20 protein-coding genes and 4 pseudogenes are annotated in these 24,555 nt (G+C 44.5%); 14 read left to right on the plus strand and 10 right to left on the minus strand.

What is annotated here, in order from left to right; translation table 11 throughout:
* Window positions 1–1,398: a TldD/PmbA family protein gene (locus tag XZ46_RS09170; protein ID WP_006669723.1), complete on the minus strand. Its 1,398-nt coding sequence runs from the start codon at window positions 1,396–1,398 to the stop codon at window positions 1–3.
* 113 nt (window positions 1,399–1,511) lie between these two features.
* On the opposite strand from XZ46_RS09170, the gene XZ46_RS09175 reads away from it, so the two are divergent.
* The 8 genes and pseudogenes from XZ46_RS09175 (at window position 1,512) to XZ46_RS09210 (ending at window position 9,666) form a co-directional block, all read left to right on the plus strand.
* Window positions 1,512–2,393: an Rpn family recombination-promoting nuclease/putative transposase gene (locus tag XZ46_RS09175; protein ID WP_048895020.1), complete on the plus strand. Its 882-nt coding sequence runs from the start codon at window positions 1,512–1,514 to the stop codon at window positions 2,391–2,393.
* Between the two features lie 358 nt (window positions 2,394–2,751).
* Window positions 2,752–3,789, plus strand: a complete 1,038-nt coding sequence (locus tag XZ46_RS09180) for an Rpn family recombination-promoting nuclease/putative transposase (RefSeq protein WP_048895021.1) — start codon at window positions 2,752–2,754, stop codon at window positions 3,787–3,789.
* Between the two features lie 182 nt (window positions 3,790–3,971).
* Window positions 3,972–4,319, plus strand: a pseudogene (locus XZ46_RS09185) (Rpn family recombination-promoting nuclease/putative transposase); the annotation flags it as partial.
* A gap of 358 nt (window positions 4,320–4,677) precedes the next feature.
* On the plus strand, window positions 4,678–5,487 hold the full coding sequence (locus XZ46_RS09190; RefSeq protein ID WP_006626291.1) for an Rpn family recombination-promoting nuclease/putative transposase: 810 nt from the start codon (window positions 4,678–4,680) through the stop codon (window positions 5,485–5,487).
* Between the two features lie 363 nt (window positions 5,488–5,850).
* Window positions 5,851–6,660, plus strand: coding sequence for an Rpn family recombination-promoting nuclease/putative transposase (locus XZ46_RS09195; protein WP_006626291.1), 810 nt, complete (start codon window positions 5,851–5,853; stop codon window positions 6,658–6,660).
* A gap of 177 nt (window positions 6,661–6,837) precedes the next feature.
* A pseudogene (locus tag XZ46_RS09200) lies at window positions 6,838–7,233 on the plus strand (Rpn family recombination-promoting nuclease/putative transposase); the annotation flags it as partial.
* 460 nt (window positions 7,234–7,693) lie between these two features.
* Entirely contained in the window at window positions 7,694–9,289 is a 1,596-nt protein-coding gene (locus tag XZ46_RS09205) for a sensor histidine kinase (RefSeq protein WP_006626288.1), read from the plus strand.
* Window positions 9,286–9,666: a DUF4189 domain-containing protein gene (locus XZ46_RS09210; protein ID WP_008049923.1), complete on the plus strand. Its 381-nt coding sequence runs from the start codon at window positions 9,286–9,288 to the stop codon at window positions 9,664–9,666. The genes XZ46_RS09205 and XZ46_RS09210 overlap by 4 nt, the downstream gene beginning before the upstream one ends.
* A 1-nt stretch (window position 9,667) precedes the next feature.
* Here XZ46_RS09210 and XZ46_RS09215 read toward each other — a convergent pair whose 3' ends face one another.
* The 6 genes and pseudogenes from XZ46_RS09215 to apcB all read right to left on the minus strand — a co-directional run bounded on the left by XZ46_RS09215 (window position 9,668) and on the right by apcB (window position 15,554).
* Complete coding sequence (locus tag XZ46_RS09215; RefSeq protein WP_008049925.1) at window positions 9,668–10,468, minus strand: OmpA family protein; 801 nt, start codon at window positions 10,466–10,468, stop codon at window positions 9,668–9,670.
* Window positions 10,469–10,516: 48 nt separating this feature from the next.
* The gene (locus tag XZ46_RS09220; protein WP_008049927.1) at window positions 10,517–11,974 is read right to left on the minus strand and encodes a hypothetical protein; all 1,458 of its coding nucleotides are present in this window, start codon (window positions 11,972–11,974) and stop codon (window positions 10,517–10,519) included.
* A 150-nt stretch (window positions 11,975–12,124) separates the two neighbouring features.
* Entirely contained in the window at window positions 12,125–12,850 is a 726-nt protein-coding gene (locus XZ46_RS09225) for a hypothetical protein (RefSeq protein ID WP_006626284.1), read from the minus strand.
* Window positions 12,831–13,667 (minus strand): TlyA family RNA methyltransferase, encoded by an 837-nt coding sequence (locus XZ46_RS09230; RefSeq protein WP_006626283.1) that lies wholly within the window; start codon window positions 13,665–13,667, stop codon window positions 12,831–12,833. Before XZ46_RS09230 ends, XZ46_RS09225 begins: the two co-directional genes overlap by 20 nt.
* 48 nt (window positions 13,668–13,715) lie before the next feature.
* Window positions 13,716–14,988 (minus strand): annotated as a pseudogene (locus tag XZ46_RS09235) (DNA cytosine methyltransferase).
* A gap of 56 nt (window positions 14,989–15,044) precedes the next feature.
* Window positions 15,045–15,554: an allophycocyanin subunit beta gene (apcB, locus tag XZ46_RS09240; RefSeq protein WP_008049931.1), complete on the minus strand. Its 510-nt coding sequence runs from the start codon at window positions 15,552–15,554 to the stop codon at window positions 15,045–15,047.
* A 173-nt stretch (window positions 15,555–15,727) separates the two neighbouring features.
* Between apcB and glnA the strand changes: the two genes are divergently transcribed.
* The 5 genes from glnA to XZ46_RS09265 all read left to right on the plus strand — a co-directional run bounded on the left by glnA (window position 15,728) and on the right by XZ46_RS09265 (window position 20,241).
* Entirely contained in the window at window positions 15,728–17,149 is a 1,422-nt protein-coding gene (gene glnA / locus XZ46_RS09245; protein WP_008049933.1) for a type I glutamate--ammonia ligase, read from the plus strand.
* Window positions 17,150–17,281: 132 nt separating this feature from the next.
* Window positions 17,282–17,743, plus strand: a complete 462-nt coding sequence (locus tag XZ46_RS09250; RefSeq protein ID WP_006626278.1) for a hypothetical protein — start codon at window positions 17,282–17,284, stop codon at window positions 17,741–17,743.
* Window positions 17,744–17,894: 151 nt separating this feature from the next.
* Window positions 17,895–19,022 (plus strand): RNA-guided endonuclease InsQ/TnpB family protein, encoded by a 1,128-nt coding sequence (locus tag XZ46_RS09255; protein WP_008049935.1) that lies wholly within the window; start codon window positions 17,895–17,897, stop codon window positions 19,020–19,022.
* A 26-nt stretch (window positions 19,023–19,048) separates the two neighbouring features.
* Window positions 19,049–19,705, plus strand: coding sequence for a methyltransferase domain-containing protein (locus XZ46_RS09260; RefSeq protein WP_008049936.1), 657 nt, complete (start codon window positions 19,049–19,051; stop codon window positions 19,703–19,705).
* Window positions 19,706–19,746: 41 nt separating this feature from the next.
* On the plus strand, window positions 19,747–20,241 hold the full coding sequence (locus tag XZ46_RS09265) for a YbjN domain-containing protein (RefSeq protein ID WP_006626275.1): 495 nt from the start codon (window positions 19,747–19,749) through the stop codon (window positions 20,239–20,241).
* A gap of 118 nt (window positions 20,242–20,359) precedes the next feature.
* Here the strand turns inward: XZ46_RS09265 and XZ46_RS09270 are convergent, their stop codons facing one another.
* Window positions 20,360–21,475, minus strand: a complete 1,116-nt coding sequence (locus tag XZ46_RS09270) for an RNA-guided endonuclease InsQ/TnpB family protein (RefSeq protein WP_228116571.1) — start codon at window positions 21,473–21,475, stop codon at window positions 20,360–20,362.
* A pseudogene (locus XZ46_RS28865) lies at window positions 21,432–22,040 on the minus strand (IS607 family transposase). The gene XZ46_RS09270 and the pseudogene XZ46_RS28865 overlap by 44 nt, the downstream one beginning before the upstream one ends.
* 149 nt (window positions 22,041–22,189) lie before the next feature.
* Here XZ46_RS28865 and XZ46_RS09275 point away from each other — a divergent pair.
* Window positions 22,190–22,927, plus strand: coding sequence for a lipoate--protein ligase family protein (locus XZ46_RS09275; RefSeq protein ID WP_006626273.1), 738 nt, complete (start codon window positions 22,190–22,192; stop codon window positions 22,925–22,927).
* On the opposite strand, the gene XZ46_RS09280 is transcribed toward XZ46_RS09275, so the two are convergent.
* Window positions 22,912–24,117, minus strand: coding sequence for a site-2 protease family protein (locus XZ46_RS09280; protein WP_006626272.1), 1,206 nt, complete (start codon window positions 24,115–24,117; stop codon window positions 22,912–22,914). The genes XZ46_RS09275 and XZ46_RS09280 overlap by 16 nt on opposite strands.
* Between the last annotated feature and the right edge of the window lie 438 nt (window positions 24,118–24,555).

Below are 24,555 nucleotides of genomic sequence, written 5' to 3' on the forward strand. Positions count from 1 at the left end.
TTATGATGCTTCTCCTCCCACAACCACATTACGGATACGCAAACTAGGACCACCGCAGCCTACAGGTAGCCCATTTTGACCTCCTTTTCCACAACCTCCCGACTCATCCCAATAGAAATCATCACCAATTTCCTCAATATCTGCCAAAGTGGTAAACACATTACCAGATAGGGTAACATCCCGGACAGGTTCCGCTAATTTTCCATTGCGAATCATACAGGCTTCTCCAGCACTAAAAGTAAACATTTCGCCGTTAGTCATTCCCCCCAACCAATTCCGTGCATAAACCCCCAATTTAATCTCACTAAACAAATCCTCGACGGGAGTATTTCCCCGTTCAATCCAAGTGTTAGTCATCCGTACTAAAGGGGGATAATGGTAATTTAAACAACGAGCATTTCCGGTGGGATTTTCTCCTAATTTACCAGCAGTTTCGCGGGAGTGTAGCCGTCCGACTAATCGCCCATCTTGGATTAATTGAGTTTTAGTAGCGGGGGTTCCTTCATCATCATAAAAATAACTACCCCGATGTCCTGCTGGGGATGCACCATCAAAAATTTGGAGGTTTTTCGGCCCAAATTCTCGCCCTAAAGTCATGACTTCCAAGAGGTCAGGATTTTCGTAAGCCATATCTGCTTCTGAAAGATGCCCAAAGGCTTCATGAACGAATAAACCGGACAAAATTGGGTCAATAACTACAGTGTAAATATTGCCCCGGACGGGAGGTAAATTAAGAGAATTAACAGCCCGTTTGGCGGCGCTGCGAACCTGATGTTCAAGTTGGGTTAGGTCTTCATAGGCTGTTCTGGAACCTGTGGTTTCTCGTCCGGTCTGGACGGTTTCTCCGTGGCGCGCTGTGGCGGCAAAACGCATTTCCATATCTACCCAACCCTGTTCTAGTAAAGTCCCCTCAGAGGTAGCTAGGAGCATCCGTTGAGTGCTATCATTATAGCTAACAGAAATGGTGGTGATTTTGTCATCAACACTGCGGAGAATTTCTCCATAGCGATCGCATAATGTCTTTTTGTCCGACAGGGGAATATGACGAGGATCGGAACCGGTCAGCGGTAAAATATAGCTATCTTCAATAATCGGAATTGGCGCGAGGATAGTTTCTTCAGTACCAATTAATCGCGCCGCCATAATTGATTCTTGAATCCGGTCTTCTAGCTTAGATAAATCATTAAAACTAGCAAAACCCCAACCGCCTCGATAACAAGCGCGTACCTGTCCCCCTAAAGACAAACCCTCGCTCAAAGTTTCAATGCGATCGCCCCTTAATAAAATATTAGTTTCCTCTGATTCCTCAATTCGGATCGCTAAATAATCCACCCGATGACGATAGCGGGTAATTAAATCCTGGACTATAGTTTTGACATCTGCAAAGGTAGTGTTCATAATAGATAACAATATTGATGAATCAGTAGGTGTTACTATAACATTATTAGAGTCATATCAACCCATTGGCCAGGGTTCAATGAATTTCCGATCACCAATCTCGCCATAAGCCAGTGAAAACCGATAGCATATTTTACCGCATCTTCCAACAATACCCGCGCAGCTTCTTTGAACTGCTGAACCTTCCTCTCACAGAAGCTGATCAATATCAATTCACCAACCTAGAAGTCAAACAACTCGCCTTTCGCTTAGACGGGTTATTCTTTCCCAGTACCGACAACCCTAGCCAACCCTTTTATCTGACGGAAGTACAATTTCAACCCGACGATGACCTGTACTATCGGATTTTTGCGGAACTTTTCCTCTATCTGCGACAGTATCAACCCCCTTACCCCTGGAGAGTTGTAGTCATCTACCCTAACCGTAACACAGAGCGCGAAAAGTCTCAACACTTTAGCCAAATTCTCAACTCAGAAGCAGTGACCCGCATTTACCTAGACGAGTTGGAAGGCGAAAACGGCTTAGGGGTAGGTATCATTAAGTTAGTAGTCGCATCGGAGTCTGTAGCTATAGAATCAGCCCAACAACTGATTGAACAAGCTCAACAAATACTCCCACCAGCCCCCCTGAGACGCGATATCATTGATTTAATCGAAACTATTGTAGTCTATAAACTACCCCAAGCTAGTCGCGAGGAGATTGCTAGAATGTTAGGATTAACTGATTTAAAACAAACTCGTTTCTATCAAGAAGCCTTTACGGAAGGTCTCCAGGAAGGTCGCCTAGAAGGTCTCCAGGAAGGTCTCCAGGAAGGTCTCCAGGAAGGTCTCCAGGAAGGTCTCCAGGAAGGTCTCCAGGAAGGTCGCGAAGAAATCACGCGAAACATTGTCCTACGTTTGAATAACCTGGGTTATGCTTCGGAAGCGATCGCCGAAATTTTAGGCTTACCTGTTGATGAAATTCTGCCGATTTTAGAAGATTCTAATAAGGGGTAAAATTTGCAAATCACTATTAATTAACCAGGTTTTTGGGTAAAAACAGGGAACCGATTACCTATTAAATAAATATCCCGAAAACCTGTTTTTTCGGTAGGGTAAGAATTGGCAAGCGATCGCCGCCATCTTACCCTTAGCTATGACTGCATCGTAAGCAGCAAAACATCACCCGGCATTATTGTAGTCTATAAACTACCCCAAGCTAGTCGCCATGAGATTGCTAGAATGTTAGGATTAACTGATTTAAAACAAACTCGTTTCTATCAATCAGTAGGTGTTACTATAGCATTATTAGAGTCATATCAACCCATTGGCCAGGGTTCAATGAATTTCCGATCACCAATCTCGCCATAAGCCAGTGAAAACCGATAGCATATTTTACCGCATCTTCCAACAATACCCGCGCAGCTTCTTTGAACTGCTGAACCTTCCTCTCACAGAAGCTGATCAATATCAATTCACCAACCTAGAAGTCAAACAACTCGCCTTTCGCTTAGACGGGTTATTCTTTCCCAGTACCGACAACCCTAGCCAACCCTTTTATCTGACGGAAGTACAATTTCAACCCGACGATGACCTGTACTATCGGATTTTTGCGGAACTTTTCCTCTATCTGCGACAGTATCAACCCCCTTACCCCTGGAGAGTTGTAGTCATCTACCCTAACCGTAACACAGAGCGCGAAAAGTCTCAACACTTTAGCCAAATTCTCAACTCAGAAGCAGTGACCCGCATTTACCTAGACGAGTTGGAAGGCGAAAACGGCTTAGGGGTAGGTATCATTAAGTTAGTAGTCGCATCGGAGTCTGTAGCTATAGAATCAGCCCAACAACTGATTGAACAAGCTCAACAAATACTCCCACCAGCCCCCCTGAGACGCGATATCATTGATTTAATCGAAACTATTGTAGTCTATAAACTACCCCAAGCTAGTCGCGAGGAGATTGCTAGAATGTTAGGATTAACTGATTTAAAACAAACTCGTTTCTATCAAGAAGCCTTTACGGAAGGTCTCCAGGAAGGTCGCCTAGAAGGTCTCCAGGAAGGTCGCCTAGAAGGTCTCCAGGAAGGTCGCCTAGAAGGTCTCCAGGAAGGTCGCCTAGAAGGTCGCCAGGAAGGTCGCCTAGAAGGTCTCCAGGAAGGTCTCCAGGAAGGTCTCCAGGAAGGTCTCCAGGAAGGTCGCCAGGAAGGTCGCCAGGAAGGTCGCCTAGAAGGTCTCCAGGAAGGTCTCCAGGAAGGTCTCCAGGAAGGTCGCCAGGAAGGTCGCGAAGAAATCACGCGAAACATTGTCCTACGTTTGAATAACCTGGGTTATGCTTCGGAAGCGATCGCCGAAATTTTAGGCTTACCTGTTGATGAAATTCTGCCGATTTTAGAAGATTCTAATGAGGGGTAAAATTTGCCAATCACTATTAATTAACCAGGGTTTTGGGTAAAAACAGGGAACAGATTACCTATCAAATAAATATCCCGAAAAGCTGTTGTTTAGGTAAAACTGGGTAAGAATTGGCAAGCGATCGCCGCCATCTTACCCTTAGCTATGACTGCATCCTAAGCAGCAAAACATCACCCGGCATTATTGTAGTCTATAAACTACCCCAAGCTAGTCGCGAGGAGATTGCTAGAATGTTAGGATTAACTGATTTAAAACAAACTCGTTTCTATCAAGAAGCCTTTACCGAAGGTCTCCAGGAAGGTCGCCTAGAAGGTCGCCAGGAAGGTCGCCAGGAAGGTCGCCTAGAAGGTCTCCAGGAAGGTCTCCAGGAAGGTCTCCAGGAAGGTCGCCAGGAAGGTCGCGAAGAAATCACGCGAAACATTGTCCTACGTTTGAATAACCTGGGTTATGCTTCGGAAGCGATCGCCGAAATTTTAGGCTTACCTGTTGATGAAATTCTGCCGATTTTAGAAGATTCTAATGAGGGGTAAAATTTGCCAATCACTATTAATTAACCAGGGTTTTGGGTAAAAACAGGGAACCGATTACCTATCAAATAAATATCCCGAAAACCTGTTTTTTCGGTAGGGTAAGAATTGGCAAGCGATCGCCGCAATCTTACCCTTAGCTATGACTGCATCCTAAGCAGTAAAACATCACCCGGCATTATTGTAGTCTATAAACTACCCCAAGCTAGTCGCCATGAGATTGCTAGAATGTTAGGATTAACTGATTTAAAACAAACTCGTTTCTATCAATCAGTAGGTGTTACTATAGCATTATTAGAGTCATATCAACCCATTGGCCAGGGTTCAATGAATTTCCGATCACCAATCTCGCCATAAGCCAGTGAAAACCGATAGCATATTTTACCGCATCTTCCAACAATACCCGCGCAGCTTCTTTGAACTGCTGAACCTTCCTCTCACAGAAGCTGATCAATATCAATTCACCAACCTAGAAGTCAAACAACTCGCCTTTCGCTTAGACGGGTTATTCTTTCCCAGTACCGACAACCCTAGCCAACCCTTTTATCTGACGGAAGTACAATTTCAACCCGACGATGACCTGTACTATCGGATTTTTGCGGAACTTTTCCTCTATCTGCGACAGTATCAACCCCCTTACCCCTGGAGAGTTGTAGTCATCTACCCTAACCGTAACACAGAGCGCGAAAAGTCTCAACACTTTAGCCAAATTCTCAACTCAGAAGCAGTGACCCGCATTTACCTAGACGAGTTGGAAGGCGAAAACGGCTTAGGGGTAGGTATCATTAAGTTAGTAGTCGCATCGGAGTCTGTAGCTATAGAATCAGCCCAACAACTGATTGAACAAGCTCAACAAATACTCCCACCAGCCCCCCTGAGACGCGATATCATTGATTTAATCGAAACTATTGTAGTCTATAAACTACCCCAAGCTAGTCGCGAGGAGATTGCTAGAATGTTAGGATTAACTGATTTAAAACAAACTCGTTTCTATCAAGAAGCCTTTACGGAAGGTCTCCAGGAAGGTCGCCAGGAAGGTCGCGAAGAAATCACGCGAAACATTGTCCTACGTTTGAATAACCTGGGTTATGCTTCGGAAGCGATCGCCGAAATTTTAGGCTTACCTGTTGATGAAATTCTGCCGATTTTAGAAGATTCTAATGAGGGGTAAAATTTGCCAATCACTATTAATTAACCAGGGTTTTGGGTAAAAACAGGGAACCGATTACCTATCAAATAAATATCCCGAAAAGCTGTTGTTTAGGTAAAACTGGGTAAGAATTGGCAAGCGATCGCCGCCATCTTACCCTTAGCTATGACTGCATCCTAAGCAGCAAAACATCACCCGGCATTATTGTAGTCTATAAACTACCCCAAGCTAGTCGCCATGAGATTGCTAGAATGTTAGGATTAACTGATTTAAAACAAACTCGTTTCTATCAATCAGTAGGTGTTACTATAGCATTATTAGAGTCATATCAACCCATTGGCCAGGGTTCAATGAATTTCCGATCACCAATCTCGCCATAAGCCAGTGAAAACCGATAGCATATTTTACCGCATCTTCCAACAATACCCGCGCAGCTTCTTTGAACTGCTGAACCTTCCTCTCACAGAAGCTGATCAATATCAATTCACCAACCTAGAAGTCAAACAACTCGCCTTTCGCTTAGACGGGTTATTCTTTCCCAGTACCGACAACCCTAGCCAACCCTTTTATCTGACGGAAGTACAATTTCAACCCGACGATGACCTGTACTATCGGATTTTTGCGGAACTTTTCCTCTATCTGCGACAGTATCAACCCCCTTACCCCTGGAGAGTTGTAGTCATCTACCCTAACCGTAACACAGAGCGCGAAAAGTCTCAACACTTTAGCCAAATTCTCAACTCAGAAGCAGTGACCCGCATTTACCTAGACGAGTTGGAAGGCGAAAACGGCTTAGGGGTAGGTATCATTAAGTTAGTAGTCGCATCGGAGTCTGTAGCTATAGAATCAGCCCAACAACTGATTGAACAAGCTCAACAAATACTCCCACCAGCCCCCCTGAGACGCGATATCATTGATTTAATCGAAACTATTGTAGTCTATAAACTACCCCAAGCTAGTCGCGAGGAGATTGCTAGAATGTTAGGATTAACTGATTTAAAACAAACTCGTTTCTATCAAGAAGCCTTTACGGAAGGTCTCCAGGAAGGTCGCCAGGAAGGTCGCGAAGAAATCACGCGAAACATTGTCCTACGTTTGAATAACCTGGGTTATGCTTCGGAAGCGATCGCCGAAATTTTAGGCTTACCTGTTGATGAAATTCTGCCGATTTTAGAAGATTCTAATGAGGGGTAAAATTGTCGAATCACTATTAATTAACCAGGGTTTTGGGTAAAAACAGGGAACCGATTACCTATCAAATAAATATCCCGAAAACCTGTTTTTTCGGTAGGGTAAGAATTGGCAAGCGATCGCCGCCATCTTACCCTTAGCTATGACTGCATCGTAAGCAGCAAAACATCACCCGGCATTATTGTAGTCTATAAACTACCCCAAGCTAGTCGCGAGGAGATTGCTAGAATGTTAGGATTAACTGATTTAAAACAAACTCGTTTCTATCAAGAAGCCTTTACGGAAGGTCTCCAGGAAGGTCGCCTAGAAGGTCTCCAGGAAGGTCGCCTAGAAGGTCGCCTAGAAGGTCGCCTAGAAGGTCGCCAGGAAGGTCGCCTAGAAGGTCTCCAGGAAGGTCTCCAGGAAGGTCTCCAGGAAGGTCTCCAGGAAGGTCGCCAGGAAGGTCGCGAAGAAATCACGCGAAACATTGTCCTACGTTTGAATAACCTGGGTTATGCTTCGGAAGCGATCGCCGAAATTTTAGGCTTACCTGTTGATGAAATTCTGCCGATTTTAGAAGATTCTAATGAGGGGTAAAATTTGCCAATCACTATTAATTAACCAGGGTTTTGGGTAAAAACAGGGAACCGATTACCTATCAAATAAATATCCCGAAAACCTGTTTTTTCGGTAGGGTAAGAATTGGCAAGCGATCGCCGCCATCTTACCCTTAGCTGTCGCGCAAATTCAACATACTTTTAAATTGAATCATACTGATAATTACTAATATCCGTCGTGGCGGGTAAATTTTAGTCAAAATTGATATAAGTTTAATTGTTGGTGGAGTGAATCAGTGTAGTGGTAGGTTCTGGCTGAGGGGAATAGGATAACGAACGGTTTCTACGGCGTGACGGGTTCGGTTCTACGAATCTACTGGAGCATAATAGCAGATATGCTGAAAATAGGATAAGTTAACCCATATTCAGTATTTCATTTTCCAGAGTCAGGGTAATTATATGAATGGCGCTAATCAATCGGAAACGATGGAGAGAAAGCTATGAGTGATTTTAGTGTAGCAACTTTAAGCGAAATTTTAGCTAGTGAAGCCCTAATAGGCGATCGCAGTCGTTATTCCCGCCAGAAAGCCGAAGCCGACTGGTATGGGGCTATTCGTAGCTTAAATCAATTCCTAGAAGTGACCCCCCCCAGATATCCGAGAATTTCATCAACCAATGACAATCAACTGATCAGCGATATTCCCCCACCTTATTCCCATCGTGGTTATGTCATCTCTGGTCCATCTCCGGTATTAATGAATCCCCGTCTAGCGAGTGATTTCACTACCCTAATTTTGACCTGTGAATCGCAATTCGGGTCTGTAGGATCAGTATGGGGAAGAGAAAGGGGATTTCGGTTATTACCCGCATCCCACAAGGGGGATATTCCCGTTTGTGCAGAAAAAATTAATCAGTTACCCTTTCAGTCAGCTTTTCCCTTATCTGGAGACGATCCACTTATGGGGGAGAGATTTTGTTTAGTCTTGACCGCCGAATTTAGCCTAGTGATGGTGTTAGGGGTTAATCCTGCTAACGATCCGGCGTTTTTGTTTTCTTTTGATCCAGATCTAGTCAAGCGATCGCTGTTGCTGTTGCGCCAACGCATGGTTAAACAGTCCTCAACCGTCCCCAGTCACGATCACCATTATATTACTCAACTAGATGCGATCGCCTCACAATTTCCCCCAGTCGCCCCCCATTATCAAACTGTGACCCAGTTTAGCCGTTTGCTGCTGCAAAACTCAGCCCTACCATGCGATCGCCCAACCCAGCCAAAAACTAACCCCTCCGAAACCGTAGTTGTTCCCCAATCACCTGAAAACCTATTAACAGTTGGGTCATCAGTCGGGACAGACTACACTATTAGACAATCCCAGGCAGAATTATTACAGGCGATCGCCCATGAAGTTCGCACCCCCTTAACCACAATTCTGACCTTAACTCGACTACTGTTGAAGCGTCCGAATTTCGACCCAGAGGTAGTCCGTAAACGCTTAGAGTCCATTGATCGCGAGTGTAGCATCCAAATCGATCGCTTTAACCTGATTTTCCGGGCGGTAGAATTGGAAATGTCCCCAAATCCCCCCTCCTCTTGCGAAATTCCTAGCAATACCGGAGTGCAGTTAACCACCATGTCTTTAGGAGATGTGTTCCAAAACGGACTACCACGATGGCAAAAACAAGCCAGCCAGCGGAATCATACCCTAGAGGTGATTTTACCCAAACAATTACCCTCTGTAGTTAGTGATCCGACCTTATTAGACCAAATGCTAACCGGGGCGATCGAAAACTTTACCCGCAGTCTACCATCTGGTAGCCATATTAAAGTCGGTGTAAGACTCGCCGGACAGTTGTTGAAATTGCAGCTAGAGTCCCATTCTCACACCCAAACTCATTCCCCTTTTACAGTTGCGCCTAAGTCTCCCCTAAAATCTATCGGACCTGTCTTGATGGTGCAGCCAGAAACCGGTAGTCTAAGTTTAAATATAAATGTCACTAAAAATCTGTTCCAAGCCCTTGGGGGGAAATTAGTTGTCCGACAGCGACCCCAGCAAGGGAAGGTGATGACTATTTTCCTACCTGTACAAGTCCGATGATTAAGTGTTTGAGTCTGACTGGGTTAATTCTGATTGCGCTTGAAGGTATCACTAGTGGGGCTATTGTTGCCCAAAATCCCGATCATTACGGGGCGATCGCTACTTCAACCACTAACCCCGCTATCTGGGGTTACTCCCACGACTACCCCACACTCGCCCAAGCCCAACGTTACGCCCTAGAATACTGCGGACAGGCTGATTGTCAGATCCGGGTATGGTTTAAAAATGGTTGTGGTGCGATCGCCACTAATGGCTCTAATATTGGATCAGCTTGGGCTGTAAATAGGGCCGAAGCTGAGGCGCGTTCAATTGTCGCCTGTGGTCAAGGAGACTGTAAAATTGAGGTCTGGGCTTGTACAACCCATTTTAACCCTTAAATTATTGTTCCACAGCTTTGGGAGTGAATCGAATTTCAATCCGGCGGCGACTGGGGTCAGAGGTGCGGTTAATAGAAGCATAATTTCCCGAAGCCTCATATAATTGCGCCGCCGAATAGGCTTTAAATGTTAATCCTAATGACTGCAATTCTTCATTTTCCTGTAATCTTTGGACAACTGCTAAAGCCCGCATTAAGCCTAAGTCCGCATTAGAACCAGGAACTAGGCTAGTAACCGCTTGGTTATTGCGTGCAACTTCTTCTAATACTTGGTCTAGGTTGCTGTAACCGCCCCCTGTAATTTGTCCGTCAGTATGACCGATTACTTCTACCACATATCCCTCATAATCTTCCGCAAAATCCTTAATTTGTCCTACTAATTTATTATCGATAAACTCACCTAATTCTAACGAAATAGCCGCACTACCGGAGTCAAATGTTCGTGATGATGAATCTCGCAATACAATCACTGGTGGAGATTTGAGGCGTTCCACTTCTCCCTGTAATTGCATAATGCGATCGCCTCTATTTCTCAGTTCAGTTTGTAGCCTAGCTACCTCTCCTTGCAGTCCCGTCACCTGAGTGGTTTGCTGTTGTAGTCTACTTTGTAATTCCGACATTTGTACTTCTAATTGTTCGGAACGAGAAGCCGTCGCATCAGAAACCGTTTGAATAAATATCGACTTGATAATTGCTAACAACAGAAACAGGCTCAAAATCATAAACGAATTAGCCATTAAATCCGTAAAAGACGGCCACAAGTTAAACTCTTCTGATTTCTGATTAGAACGGGAATAACGCATATTTTTTGCCTCTTAAATCTTATTATTTACAGCTTGAAATGCTTGACATTATTGCTTTTCTATGGTATGCCTGAGTCGATAAAGTTCATTTTTAGTGTCCTGTAAATGACTCACACATTCTTGTAACCCAGAAATTACTGGTTGTAACTCCATTGAATTAATCGAATTCCCTGGATAATTAGCAGCAACTCCGCCGCCGACTGCTGTATTGACTCCCTGGCTGTAAGTTTGCATAGCTACTACCAACTTCGATAATTCCGCCTGAATTTCTTCCAGATTATCAGTTTTATTCACCATGCGCCTTTGTAGGCTATCCAGGTTATTTACAGCCAATTGAAACCCTTGGGAAGCAGTTTGCACCTGTTCAACGATATGATTAAATGATTGTTGATTCTGATTCTGGGTTTCTAATAAATTTAATGCCGTTTGATTAGTTTGTTGGATTTGTTCACTAAATTTAATCAGGCGTTTGCTGTAGTTTTGCAGTTCAATAACAGCTAAATCCACCGATTGTACTGAGGTAGACAAACCGGAAGCTGATTGGGAAAAACCCCGTTGCGTATTGGCTAAGTTGATAGTAGCATTGGAAAGCTGTTGGGGGAACTCGCTTTGTTCAAAAGCGCGCGCTACTTCCAAAAAGCGATCGCCCGCAATTTGAAAATCCTTAGCACTTTGCGTCACTGTCACTGAAGCATCAATTAACCGACTATAAACCTGTTCAGCCAGTTGATTAGCTTTCAGGTTAGTTGCATAAATTTCATCAATCTTTTGTCGAAATGCTGTCTCGATAGACGTTTGGATACCTTGACCAAAACGGATTAAAAACTGGTCAAATACCTGCACCATCTCTTGAACAATTTTATCAGTTTTCGTTTGACCTTTCAGAGTAGGTTGATAAATATTATCCAGATAGTCTTCTAAAGCACTCATCCAGCGATACTTAGCCAGATTAGTATTAAACATGAAGTTAATCACCACCAGAAGCGCGCTAAATAAAATCGCCGCTAAACTGGTAGTAAAAGCAATTCCCATTCCCTGTAAAGGTGTTTGAATATCCTGGAGTAAACTGCTAATGTCAGTGACATTAGTGGTGCTGACCGTTTCACTGAGGGAATATAAGTTAATCGTAATACCAATAAAAGTTCCCAGTAAACCAAAGGATAGTAATAAATTGGGAAGAATGCGCCCCAATTGTTCAATTTGTTCGCAGGAAATCAACAAAACTCGCTGCTGACTATAAACCTGATCAATAATTGCTGGAGTGTTGACTTGTTCCAATTGTTGGCTGGCTTCAGCTAGTCGAGTTTCTAAATAATTGACTATTTTCGGTGGTTTCCTGAGAGGCTGTCCGTTAATGAGTCTAATTACTTGGTTTCCTTGGTCAATCAAATAATAGTGTAGCGCCATTCGCAGGAGAACCGCTATCACCGATGGTACAATGACCAGGACAACAATCAGAATTATAAGGTAACTAGGAATAGCCATAAAATAACCGTTAGATTGCATGGTTGTAATTCTGCTACAGTTTAGTTTTCCCCAATTCCGGTTGAGGCATTCACCCAAATTTAGGTAAATTCAGCCAAATCTCAGTCAACTGTAACCACCACCATGATCATCATAGCTAATTTTCCCCGGCTTGCGGGAACTCAATGGGTTTTATCTCCCCACAATTTTGAGACCTTCCCGAAAATGTGCCGTAGCGGTTATCGCCGCCACCGAGAAATAAAATAATCTGATTCCCCAGAAGCAAATTCCCATTAACCAATTAACTATGGTTGGGGGAATACCGCTGACTCTGACAAATTTTGAGTTAACTTGTTTTTCCAGTCTATCTAAATCCTGCATTTGTGACTGTCTGGTGGGAATCATCGGAAATTGACCTGTATATAAATAAAAGCCCAAAACTCCCTGATGTCCAATGCGACGTTCTAAAAATGAGTTAGCAATGGTCATGGCTTGACTGTTGCTAATTTGGTCTTGCTGGGAGATGTCCTGAATCCATAGATCGTATTTAATATATTGGGGAATGGCTAAAATAACTGGCACTAAAATAATTAAAAATATGGTGCTGATTCGGCGACTGTCTCGGGTGGGAAGCAAACCGGTTGCTAATCCCAATCCCATCCCCAGTATGGCAAAAACCAGTAAATTTAATAACTCAATAATTTCTAGCCCTCTTAATAAGTCACCAAACACAAAAATCGGATACACAAATCTATGGGCTAACTGGAGGGCGATGACTTTAATGGAAATAGCGATCGCTACTAAAATCACCCCGCAGGTTACATAAGCCAAAGCACAGATCAGATATCTAGCGCCTCGCTTTATGGGTGAAATCGGTGGTTGGGAACGTTGGGATAATTTAATTTTTTGCTTGACCATTTTGGAATTGAATTTGAGTGAATTCAGTCATTTTGGCGATCGCATCTAAACTGGGGATAGCTTCACCTTGATCAGATAACCATAACAGATATTCAATGTTACCAGCCGGACCCTGAATCGGTGATGCTGTTAACCCCCGATACTCCCATCCCATGCTTTCAGCCTTCGACCCGACCCCCAAAATTGCCTCGGCTTGATCAAGTGGCGATCGCACCACCCCTTTTTTGCCAACCCGACCCTTCCCCACCTCAAATTGAGGTTTAACCAACAATACCACCTCTCGTGGAGGTTGTAGTAGTTCCCACAGGGCGGGTAGAATCTTGGTTAGGGAGATGAAAGATACATCCACCACCCCCAAATCAGCAAAACTGTTTCTAGTATAATCCTCTTGGTGATATAATTGCTCCCGAGTCAGATAGCGGAAGTTGGTGCGTTCCCGTAAAATCACCCGGCGATCGTTGCGAAGTCGCCAATCTACCTGTCCGTAACCTACGTCAATACCATAAACCTGTTTAGCCCCACGTTGTAGCAGACAGTCCGTAAATCCACCCGTGGAAATACCAGCATCAATACAGATTCTATCAGTAACATTGATCGCGAATTTCTCCAGCGCTTCCGCTAGTTTTTCCCCGCCACGAGATACATAAGGCGATCGCGCTTTCACATCTATAGTCGCCGAAATATCTACTTCTGTACCTGGTTTATCAACTACTTGGCGATTTACCATGACCTCCCCCGCCCTAATCAAACGTTGGGCTTGTTGTCGTGAGTCTGACAAATGGCGATCGACTAGCAATGTATCAAGACGTTGTTTCATATCATCAAGACTTCTTAGATTAACTATTTTTGGCAAAAATAAATTATTTTATCTTAATCGTTTTCTCTTGGGTATAACATAGTCAGAGATTCCCCAATAACTACAGGCTTGAGAGATATTATATGATAACAAACTTTCCGGCACTTGTGCCAAAGTTGTTGATTTTAACTGATTTACATCTACCCCCAGGGCATCAATTACCGACCCGCCAAGCTGTTTAGCCAGAATCGGAATCACCGCATTTCCAATTTCCCGAAATCCATGCCATATAGTGCGATGAAATTGAAACCAATCCGGGAAAGTATGAAGTCTAGCCGCCTCCCTAATAGTGATACATCGAGGGATAGAGTAGTGAATAGGTCGGGGTGCTGTATAAGCTCCTTTATCGCTATTAGTACCTGCTCTCAGAGTATTACATAATCCCGTAGGTGAGAGTTTAAAAAATCTACTTTTGGGTTCAACTGTACCTGGTGGAGTCTCAGCAAATCTGGCGATCGACAGGGGAGTGTGAACCGAGCCAACATGACCATAAACAGTCGGCTCAATAGTACGTTTATGGCAGAGCGAAAAACTATCACTAGGGACTAAGGAATATTTTTTGCGATCGCCTTCATATTCTAGGAAAGCCGGAGAAATTCCTGGGTCATAATTAGTAAAATGATCTATCTTTTCTAGGTCAGATATTGCTTGATAAACCGTGAACATTTCCGATTTATTTGTGGCAGGATATTCAGCTATTTTCACATCGAATCGACTACCGATTAATATTAGTCTTTTTCGTTTTTGAGGAGCCCCGTATTCACTAGCATCAAGAATTTTAATCGGCTTTTGGATCTGGTAGCCAATAGCTTCAAATTCAGTAATTAGTTCATTTAAAAACCGTTTATGTTTGCCAGTAGCGATACCCGGCACATTTTCAAAAATAAAGTATTTGGGCTGAATTTCCGCAATCATTCTGAGATATTCAAAAACCAGGGAATTTCTCGGGTCATCAAGTTGACGTTTACCTATATGGGAAAATCCCTGACAGGGAGGCCCCCCCCGCAATCAAGTCAACTTGTGTATCTTGATATTTTAATTGTAATTGCTCCAGAATTTCGGCGCTTGTAACTTTTGATATATCTCTGCATATTGTATGACAGTAGGGAAAGTTAAAATGATGTACCAAACAATGAACAGCATCAAACTCTACCGCCACAGCCACATCAAACCCCGCCGCCTCCAAACCCAGAGACATCCCCCCACACCCAGCAAATAAATCAATCGCAATTGGTCTTTTGGTCACTGTTAAATTTTCCCCGAAAAAACAAGAGGCGAACATATAATAATTAATGTCGCCCCTTTTTATGTTAAATTTTCCCCATCTGGAAAATGATCTTAAACGTCAGTTTCGCTCAATTCAGCGATCAAATGGTCAAAGGGCTGTTCCAAATATGCGCCCACTTCAATACCCGCAGCTTGAACCTTCTCAGTCACCAAGTCTTTGAGGATACCGATACCAACAACAGTTGGACCAATAGGAACCCCAAGAGAATTATAAGTTTCGCGCAAGCCTTGTAGCACACGCTCATCGATAACATCTGTATCGCCTGCTACCAAAGCATAAGTTGCATAGCGCAGATAATAATCCATGTCCCGCAGACAGGCTGCATAGCGACGGGTTGTATAAGCATTTCCACCCGGACGAATTAACTCAGGTAGGTCGCCAAACAATTGAGAAGCAGCTTGCTTAACCAACTCTGCTGCATTAGCCGTGATAGTTGCTGCCGCTTGAACCCGTGCGGTTCCGGTGACAAAGTAGGATTTTAAGCTATCAATGGCATCTCGGTCTAAGTACCGCCCGGTAATGTCGTAATTTTTAATCAGGCTCGTTACTGCGTCCCGCATCAAGTCGATCTCCCTATGATATCTTTATCTTTAAATTATTTTGATCCAGGTTGCGTCATAGTGTAGCACTCAATACAAAACTTAATCAATTGAAGTCACTATGATCAACCAGATGTGCTTCGTCAGAAAATCTGGTAAGCTCCTCAAATAGTGGAAATTCTAAGGAGAGATATATGCCCACGACGGCCCAAGAAGTCTTGAGTATGATTCAAGACCAAGATATTAAAGTTATCGACCTGAAATTTATCGATATGCCAGGAACCTGGCAGCATTTGACCGTATACTACGATCAGATTGATGAAACTTCCTTCACCGATGGGGTGGCTTTTGACGGTTCCAGTATTCGGGGTTGGAAAGCCATCAACGAGTCCGATATGATGATGGTGCTAGACCCGACAACAGCCTGGTTTGACCCCTTCATGGCGGAACCGACCCTGAGCGTGATTTGTAGCATCAAAGAGCCTCGGACGGGGGAATGGTATAGTCGCTGTCCGAGGGTGATTGCTCAAAAGGCGATTGACTATTTGAAGGAAACAGGTATTGCCGATACAGCCTTTTTCGGTCCAGAAGCTGAGTTTTTTGTGTTTGATGATGTCCGCTTTGACCAAAATCAACACTCTGGTTACTACTTTTTAGACTCCATTGAGGGCCGTTGGAATTCTGGTCGGGAAGAACCAGGAGGTAACTTAGGCTATAAACCCCGTTATAAAGAGGGTTACTTCCCTGTGTCCCCCACAGATACTATGCAAGACTTGCGGACTGAGATGCTGCTAACGATGGCTCAGTGTGGGGTTCCCATTGAAAAGCATCACCACGAAGTAGCCACAGGCGGACAAAATGAACTGGGTATTAAGTTCGGAACCCTGGTAGAAGCTGCTGATAACTTGATGGTTTACAAATATGTCATCAAGAACGTTGCTAAAAAGTATGGCAAAACTGTCACGTTCATGCCTAAACCAGTTTTTAACGATAACGGTTCTGGTATGCACACTCACCAGTCACTCTGGAAAGGTGGTCAGCCTTTGTTTGCAGGAGATGGCTATGCTGGATTGAGCCAAATGGCTTTACACTATATCGGTGGTATTCTCAAACACGCGCCGGCTTTGTTGGCTCTGACTAACCCAACCACTAACTCCTATAAGCGTCTGGTTCCTGGTTTTGAAGCTCCGGTGAACTTGGCTTATTCCCAAGGAAACCGCTCGGCTTCGGTTCGGATTCCTCTGGCTGGTGATAGCCCCAAAGCCAAGCGTTTTGAGTTCCGCTGTCCTGATGCTACGGCTAACCCCTACCTCGCTTTTGCGGCTATGCTCTGTGCGGGTATTGATGGCATTAAGAACGAAATTGACCCCGGCGAACCGCTGGATGTGGATATCTATGATCTGACTCCTGAAGAACTCCGCAAGATTCCCTCAACTCCTGGTTCTTTGGAATTGGCTCTGGAAGCTCTGGAAAATGATCATGCCTTCCTGACGGATTGTGGGGTGTTTACGGAAGACTTTGTTACTAACTGGATTTCCTACAAACTCGATAATGAGGTTAACCCCATGCGGTTACGTCCTCACCCGTTTGAGTTTTCTCTCTACTACGATTGCTAATCTTCAGAACTTCTATTCTGAGACTTAGCCAGTCACCCCCCTCTGGGGGTGATTTTTTGTTTAACCCCCCCGATTCGATAAAATTGTTAAAATCAATTACAATTCTTAACATTTAGAGATTTTTCACTGGTCATGTCAGATCCCTTAACTCAATTAACTTATCAGGCGTTTCAGTACAGCAAGAGCGTTTTAAGTTTGGCTCATAAAACTTTGAGCAATCAAGTGCTGGAGATGGTAGCACCACCGACCCCAGAGCGTAGACCTCAACCTCTGAAACCAGAGGTGATTAACAAAATTCGGGACTCTTTGGAGAAAATATATCAAAGGGATTGGGAGGAGGCGGAAAGGGGGGTTTATCCCGCCTCGATTTTGTTTGATACGCCGATAGAAGATATATTGCGCTACTATCCGCTGTTATGGTGGGATATGCTGCAAATGCAAGAACGTGCTAATCAGAAGCGATATCAGGAATTTGCGCGGGAAATTGATACGGAGGGCTATCCTGGTTACTACCTCCAGAATTTCCATCATCAGACTGATGGCTATTTGAGTGATTGGTCGGCTAATTTGTATGATCTGGGAGCAAGAATTTAATCCAAGATTTGCTTAATATCTTAGGACAATAAGGTACAATACCCCAAAAGATTCGCAACTCAATAATGAGTATACGGTCAAACCCCAGACCATGCCAAATTTCCTTGACGACATACTCATCAAGTCGGATTCTTCATGGTAAAATCCAATCATGCCTTACAAAGCTTTCCGGACAAAACTAAAACTCAATGACCGTCAAGCTACCTTGATGGCCAAACACGCGGGGTATGCTCGATTTGTGTTCAATTGGGGATTACACTTATGGAGGTCAGCTTATGAAGAGGGACTCAAGCCTAATATCAACTCCATTAAAAAGGTTTTTACGAATTATGTGAAACCTCAATATCCTTGGATGTCTGAATTGTCTTCTAAAGTTTATCAATATGCCTTCATTAATCTAGGGGATGCCTTTAAGCGCTTCTTCAAGGGAATAAGCAGTTATCCTAAATTTAAGAAGAAAGGCCACCATGATAGTTTTACGCTTGACAATTCCGGAAAGCCATTCAAGTTGTCAGGAACTCGCCATAAGCTGCCTTTTGTGGGCTGGGTTTCTACATTTGAGGCACAACCACCCAGTCTAGTTAAGAAAGTCACTATAGCGCGCCAAGCAGGTGACTGGTATATTAGCTTTTTCGTAGAAATCACGCCAGAAATTACACCGAAATTCCGAGAGAGAATCGGGGTAGACCTAGGAATTAACAATTTGGCGACTTGCTCCGATGGGACCCAATTCTCTAATCCCAAGGCTTATAAAGCAGCGACCCAAAAACTAGCCAGATTACAACGCCATTTAAGTCGCAAAGTCAAAGGCTCAAAAAATTGGGCCAAATGTCTCTTAAAAGTTCAAAAGCTACATCAAAGAGTCGCTAATATTCGCCGTGACACGATTCATAAAATCACTACTTTTTTGGCTAAAAACCACAGCCAAGTAGTCATTGAAGATTTGAATGTGTCAGGTATGCTGAAAAATCATTGTTTGGCGGGTTCTATCGCTGATGCTTCATTTTATGAGTTCCGTCGTCAACTAGGTTACAAGGCAGAACGTTATGGTTCAAAGTTGATTATTGCCGATAGATTTTATCCATCCAGTCAACTTTGTTCTAACTGTGGCCATCGTCAACAAATGCCCCTAGTCCGTCGGACTTTTGAATGTCAGAACTGTGGGCTGAAGATTGATAGAGATTTGAACGCCAGTAGAAATTTAGAAAAATCGCCTGGTTCAGACGATTACACTTGTGGACGGGGTGCTGCCGACAGTCCCGGACGAAGCCAGAAATAAACATCAATATCCGGCTATGTCCGGTTTTGTTTAAGTTTTATAGAGCAGTTGATATCCTGTTTAATGGGGGTGCAGATGCGATGAGGCGGCGGGTATTAGCGCCTCTGAAAGGTGGTTTACAGGGTTTTGAGGGGGTTTCGGCTAGGGAATTACGGGTGCTAGATGTGGCTTGTGGGACGGGTCGAACTTTGAAGTTTATGGGAGCTACTTTTCCCAAGGCTAGTTTATATGGGGTGGATTTGTCGGGGGCTTATTTACGCAAGGCTAATCAATTGTTATCGCGAATTCCGGGGGAACTACCTCAATTAATCCAAGCTAATGCTGAGGCTTTACCGTATCAGGATAACTATTTCCATGGTATTACTTCTGTGTTTTTGTTTCACGAACTGCCACCACTCGCGCGTCAGAAGGTGATTGAGGAGGCTTATCGGGTACTGCAACCGGGAGGGGTATTTGTTATTTGTGATTCGATTCAGGCTATTGATTGTCCTGAGTTGAAGGAGATGATGGAAAATTTTGCGGTGATGTTCCATGAGCCTTATTATCGCAATTATATTACGGATGATTTGAGCGATCGCCTCTCTCAGGTAGGATTTGAAGGAATTAGCACGGAACAGCACTTTGTGAGTAAATACTGGATCGCTCACAAGAAGCACACTCTAGCAGGTGATACTGTTAAATAGAGTAAATATAGGCTCAAGAACACTTAATAAACAGATTTGCTATGACATCGACAAATCAGACTAACCTGGACACTATGCCTGAAGATATGACTGACGACATCAGTATTAGCGATCGCTCTAGTATTGGCTACAGGGAAGAAATTGAAACGGTGATTGCGGGTTTAGCCCAAGACCAGAAAGCGATGGTTGGTCAGAGTGACGCGGGTCATCTCTGGAAGTTTCAGTATGGCAGTGTAATAGTGTTTGTACAACTGACGGGAGAAACGGAAGATGATACGCTAACGGTGTGGTCTCCTATTCTGCAATTCCCAGTCAAAAATGAGGATCAGCTGATGAAGAGGCTGCTGGAAATGAATTGGCTTTCGACGTTTGAATCCCATTTTGCCATCACTAATAATCAGGTGGTAGTTCTGACTACCCGCACTTTAGCTGGCATTACGCCGGGGGAAATATCGCGAGCTATTACTATTGTCGCGACGATCGCCGATGATAATGACGATATCCTGATAGAGGAATTTGGCATTCCTGTTACTTGACATGGACCGGGATGCCCAAATGACTGACGATTGGGGTTTCTGCAACATCCCCCTAGCGCGAAGTTAATGGGGGTTTTTTGCAGATCCTACCCCATCAATTCTAGGGGAACTGATACATTTACGCGACATTTATCCGGCTATTGCCGGACAATGCGACGATAGCACTATTACCCGTTAAGGTAACAGAGGCGGTATCCCGCAAAGCTTTTAGAAAGATTCCAAAAGCACCGTTCCAGTCCCTGGGTAGAGTGAACCCACACTCCGGACATCGGAACACTTTTGAGCCACCTAGCTGGGAATGCACATGACCACAGTGAGTACAGGTTTTGCTGGTGTATTCTTCCGTCACATCTACAACTGTGGTTCCAGTTATCTCGGCTTGATGTCTCAGGGTTAGTTTGAATCGATAATGCGCCCATGTCAGCATGGCGCGGGCAGTCTTAGACCTGATTAGACGCTTCACCTTGGCAACCATATCGGAAGTCTCGAAGGTGGGCAAAAAAATTAGGCTGTAGTTGTGAGTCAAGTAGTGAGCAATTTGTTTGTGGGCTTCATCAACTAGATTGCGGATTTTGGTTCTCATTCGTTGAGCCGCTTGCCTCATCCGTCGCCTCCTTGAACGACAGGGTTCCTTGGCGATTCGGCTCATTAAATCATCCAAATGTTGACATAGCCTAGTAATGCGTCCAATATCCCCGGAGCCCAATTCCAGAAATCGTGAACCATCAAACCCGGTTATGAAAGTTCGCACACCCGGGTCTAATGCAATCACGCCAGTAGCGTCAGTTGGGGTAACGGCAACTGGTTCAGGGAAAATCGCCAACCATCGACCTTTGGTAAACACCAACTGAGTCCCTTGCCCGCAAGTTTTAGGGATAGCTTCGGAAACCATGAAAGTTAATCCTTTCGTGAGCCTTGGATACCAACTCCCTGAAGAGAAATTAGTATTATTGAACTTAATCCCTTGAGAGCTGTCACGACAACTTCTAAACCTGGCATCAGGACTGGCGATCAAAGCCTGATAGGCATCAAAGATGGCATTTTGCCGAATGTGGCAGGGTGTTTCTTTGACCCATGCAGGCAAGTCGCTCTGCATCACTTTATTGCGTAACTTTAACTTGCTTAGTCGTTTACCACTCCGGGATAATGCAATTGCTTGGTTGTAGCAATACCGACAAGCGGCCAGCCATTTACGCCAGACTTGATTTAGCTCCGGGCTGGGGTAAATCCGGATCTTCTTTGACCTGAGTTTTGTATTTACTCCGTCCGTATAATCGGGAACTGAAGCAGTGGAGGATAGTGAGGATGTCCTCAACCATTTCTGGTTCTGGACTGAGACTTGTCTCGTTGAGAACCATGAGTGAGCACCTGTTTTGCTCACAGAGCCATCGAAACAAGTCAAATCCCCATATTGCCAATCAGTCTTTGTGGGCAACGACAACCATGCGGACATCTCCTGACAAGACTTGTCCCAGTCAGGCCAGCATTTTCTTTCGCTTGAAGTTGAGCCCGCCTCGGATTTCTGAGACGACTTCTGCTTCGGGGTAGAGGTTGGACAATGCGGCCACCTGTCGGTTGAGGTCGGACTGCTGGGCGCGGCTACTAACTCTGGCATAGATAACGACTTGGCGTTTGTCACTGCCTGATTTGGCAGCAGTATATGACTCAACGTTGTATCGTCGTTGCCCAGCGGGGGTTCTGATGGTCTCGATTGAGCCATTTTCGTCCCATCTGCGGAGTATTCTTTCATGGACTCCAAGGATTTGGGCCGCTTCCTTGGGTTTGACATATCTGGCAATAGGTTTATCCTCAACTCTTCTCGCTTCTTATACCATATTGCCCTAAAATATTAACCTAATTTGAGATTAAATCATGCTCCCTACCTTATGGGTAACTCTGAGATGGGCACAGCATCAATCTGTGAAAGGGGGTATAGGTATATGTAGTTATGTCTACTGATAGTTCTGTCTGGCGTTTAATCCCTCTGACTGAGGCTTCGGGGCGGCTGCAAATGGCGATAGATAGCTGGTTGCTATCACAACATGATCAAGGTTGTCATCCCTCGACATTGCGGTTTTATACTTGGCAACCTGTAGCCATTTCTCTGGGTTATCATCAACGGCGCTGGCCGGAATTTTGGCATGATTTGCAATGGCAGAATCAGCCTATTGAATTGGTGCGCCGCCCTAGTGGAGGACGGGGGGTACTGCATCAAGGGGATCTGACTTATGCGGTGGTGACTTCGGGGTTGTCTGGATCGCGATCGCAAATTTACCAATACATTAGCGAGTTTTTAGTGAGGGGATGGCGAAGTCTAGGATTTCATCTCGATTATGGTTCTGCGGGACGGGGCTATATTCATCATCCTGACTGTTTTGGGACAGCAACCGGAGCGGATTTAGTCCTAGACAATGGTTATAAACTGATTGGTAGCGCTCAACTGTGTCGGGGTCGGGCGGTGCTTCAACATGGGTCTATGCGTTTAACTCCTGACCCGGGTCTACAATCCCAAGTATTTGGGACTGCTATGGCATCCCCACCATTGCTATCTATGGAATTACAAACTGTCATAGATGCTTTAATTATGGCGGCTACGGATAGCTTTGGGATTCAATTAGACACCCAACCCTTAACGGAGGCTGAATGGGATCAGATCGCCAAATTTGCGCCTCAATTCTCGGTGTAGGAGGCGGCGGTTTTAGCGATCGCATCTAGGGGAAGTCCAGGGGGATAACTACCATCTTCTTTGATCCGTTTAATATTAGCTTCGGGAATAGGAACTCTGAGAGATTTAGCCACGGCCCTAACGACATCCCCACGATCTATTATGCCTGAGACGGCTCCGGCTGGGGATAAAACTGTGATTCTAGGAAGTCCTTGGGATTCCATTTGGTTAATTACTTCCACCAGTAGGGCTTTTTCTGGGACTGCAATTAACTGATCTAGAGGTGTGACAATATCATGCAAGGTCTGCGTTTCCCATTGACTACGTTCGACCATTCGCAACTTGTCCACAGACACTAACCCCCGATAGCGACCGGACGAGGCGGCAAAAAATACTGGAATGGAGGAGGGACAAATCAAATAATCATCGGCAAATTGTCGCAGGGTCATCTCGGCATCAATGACTCTAAATTCACGGGTCATCACATCACTAGCTTGAATTTTGAGCAAGACTTCCTGCAAATCGCTCATTCGCGAGTAGGAACTAGCGTTACGGATGACGAACAAACCAATTAAGGCAATCCACAAACCGCTATAGTTATTGCCTGCGAATAGGGCAAATAGACCTAGGAAAATTGCCCCCCAACCCAGAAATTGTCCGCTTCTGGCGGCCCAACGTACTCCAGCAAACCGACTTCCGGTAATCTGCCAAACTGTGGCTTTTAGTACCTGTCCACCGTCTAGGGGTAAACCGGGTATTAAATTAAATATGGCTAGGACTAGGTTAATTTCCCCAATCCGTTGGGCAATTTCTCGCACCAGGTTGGGTTCTGGTAAACTTTGGGCTAATGCGGTTAGTAGAAAAAATAGGGCTAAACTGACTAGGGGACCGGCGATCGCTACTTGGAAAGCCTGACCGGGTGTTTTTGATTCTTTCTCAATGGAGGCAATACCTCCAAACAAAAATAGGGTGATGGAATTGACCTGAATGCCTTGGGATTTGGCAATCAAGCTGTGTCCTAACTCGTGGAGGAGAACAGAAGCAAACAGCAGCAGCGCGACTGCTAAACCTGCGCCCCAGGATAATAGTTCTCCCCATTGCAAATATTCCTGACTATTGAGTAATGTCACCAACACGACGATGACAAACCATGAGGAGTCGATATACAGTGGAATACCAAATATCGTTCCTATCCGCCAACCTGCCTGCATGAATCCCTCCCTTGAATCCCTTGCCGTGATTACAGACAAGGTATACGTTATCTTTACCGGGGGGTTAATTACTTTCCCCCTCTTCCAGTGTAACAGATACATTTAACCCAGAAAAAGCTGGCTATAGTTACGAGTTATGGCCTCACCCCTGCTGTACAAGCCATGGGGAGTCAATAGGGTTAATTGAGCAATTAAGGCTACAGGAAGATGCGGTGAATGTTTAGGCGATCGCCAACTTGAGTTAAGTAAGGTTGGTAAAGGGTTAATTTTAATTGTATTTACCCACAGTTAAGGGGTAATTAACCTTGGCTATCACACCAGGAAATTAGGGAGCAAAATGCTCCCATTACTGCTTGTTTGTGACTAACTATGGCTACTACAGGACTCCAGCATTAGCCAAGCCGAGGACTGAGACTGCCAAGGCACACAGGGGATAGG

Source organism: Limnospira indica PCC 8005 (genome assembly GCF_000973065.1).
Taxonomy (GTDB): domain Bacteria; phylum Cyanobacteriota; class Cyanobacteriia; order Cyanobacteriales; family Microcoleaceae; genus Limnospira; species Limnospira fusiformis.

What these genes read in the sequence shown, in the direction of transcription:
- XZ46_RS09170 (WP_006669723.1), bottom strand. Translation starts at nt 1,398, where the DNA reads ATGAACACTACCTTTGCAGATGTCAAAACTATAGTCCAGGATTTAATT.
- XZ46_RS09205 (WP_006626288.1), top strand. Translation starts at nt 7,694, where the DNA reads ATGAGTGATTTTAGTGTAGCAACTTTAAGCGAAATTTTAGCTAGTGAA.
- XZ46_RS09210 (WP_008049923.1), top strand. Translation starts at nt 9,286, where the DNA reads ATGATTAAGTGTTTGAGTCTGACTGGGTTAATTCTGATTGCGCTTGAA.
- XZ46_RS09215 (WP_008049925.1), bottom strand. Translation starts at nt 10,468, where the DNA reads ATGCGTTATTCCCGTTCTAATCAGAAATCAGAAGAGTTTAACTTGTGG.
- XZ46_RS09220 (WP_008049927.1), bottom strand. Translation starts at nt 11,974, where the DNA reads ATGCAATCTAACGGTTATTTTATGGCTATTCCTAGTTACCTTATAATT.
- XZ46_RS09225 (WP_006626284.1), bottom strand. Translation starts at nt 12,850, where the DNA reads ATGGTCAAGCAAAAAATTAAATTATCCCAACGTTCCCAACCACCGATT.
- XZ46_RS09230 (WP_006626283.1), bottom strand. Translation starts at nt 13,667, where the DNA reads ATGAAACAACGTCTTGATACATTGCTAGTCGATCGCCATTTGTCAGAC.
- apcB (WP_008049931.1), bottom strand. Translation starts at nt 15,554, where the DNA reads ATGCGGGACGCAGTAACGAGCCTGATTAAAAATTACGACATTACCGGG.
- glnA (WP_008049933.1), top strand. Translation starts at nt 15,728, where the DNA reads ATGCCCACGACGGCCCAAGAAGTCTTGAGTATGATTCAAGACCAAGAT.
- XZ46_RS09250 (WP_006626278.1), top strand. Translation starts at nt 17,282, where the DNA reads ATGTCAGATCCCTTAACTCAATTAACTTATCAGGCGTTTCAGTACAGC.
- XZ46_RS09255 (WP_008049935.1), top strand. Translation starts at nt 17,895, where the DNA reads ATGCCTTACAAAGCTTTCCGGACAAAACTAAAACTCAATGACCGTCAA.
- XZ46_RS09265 (WP_006626275.1), top strand. Translation starts at nt 19,747, where the DNA reads ATGACATCGACAAATCAGACTAACCTGGACACTATGCCTGAAGATATG.
- XZ46_RS09275 (WP_006626273.1), top strand. Translation starts at nt 22,190, where the DNA reads ATGTCTACTGATAGTTCTGTCTGGCGTTTAATCCCTCTGACTGAGGCT.
- XZ46_RS09280 (WP_006626272.1), bottom strand. Translation starts at nt 24,117, where the DNA reads ATGCAGGCAGGTTGGCGGATAGGAACGATATTTGGTATTCCACTGTAT.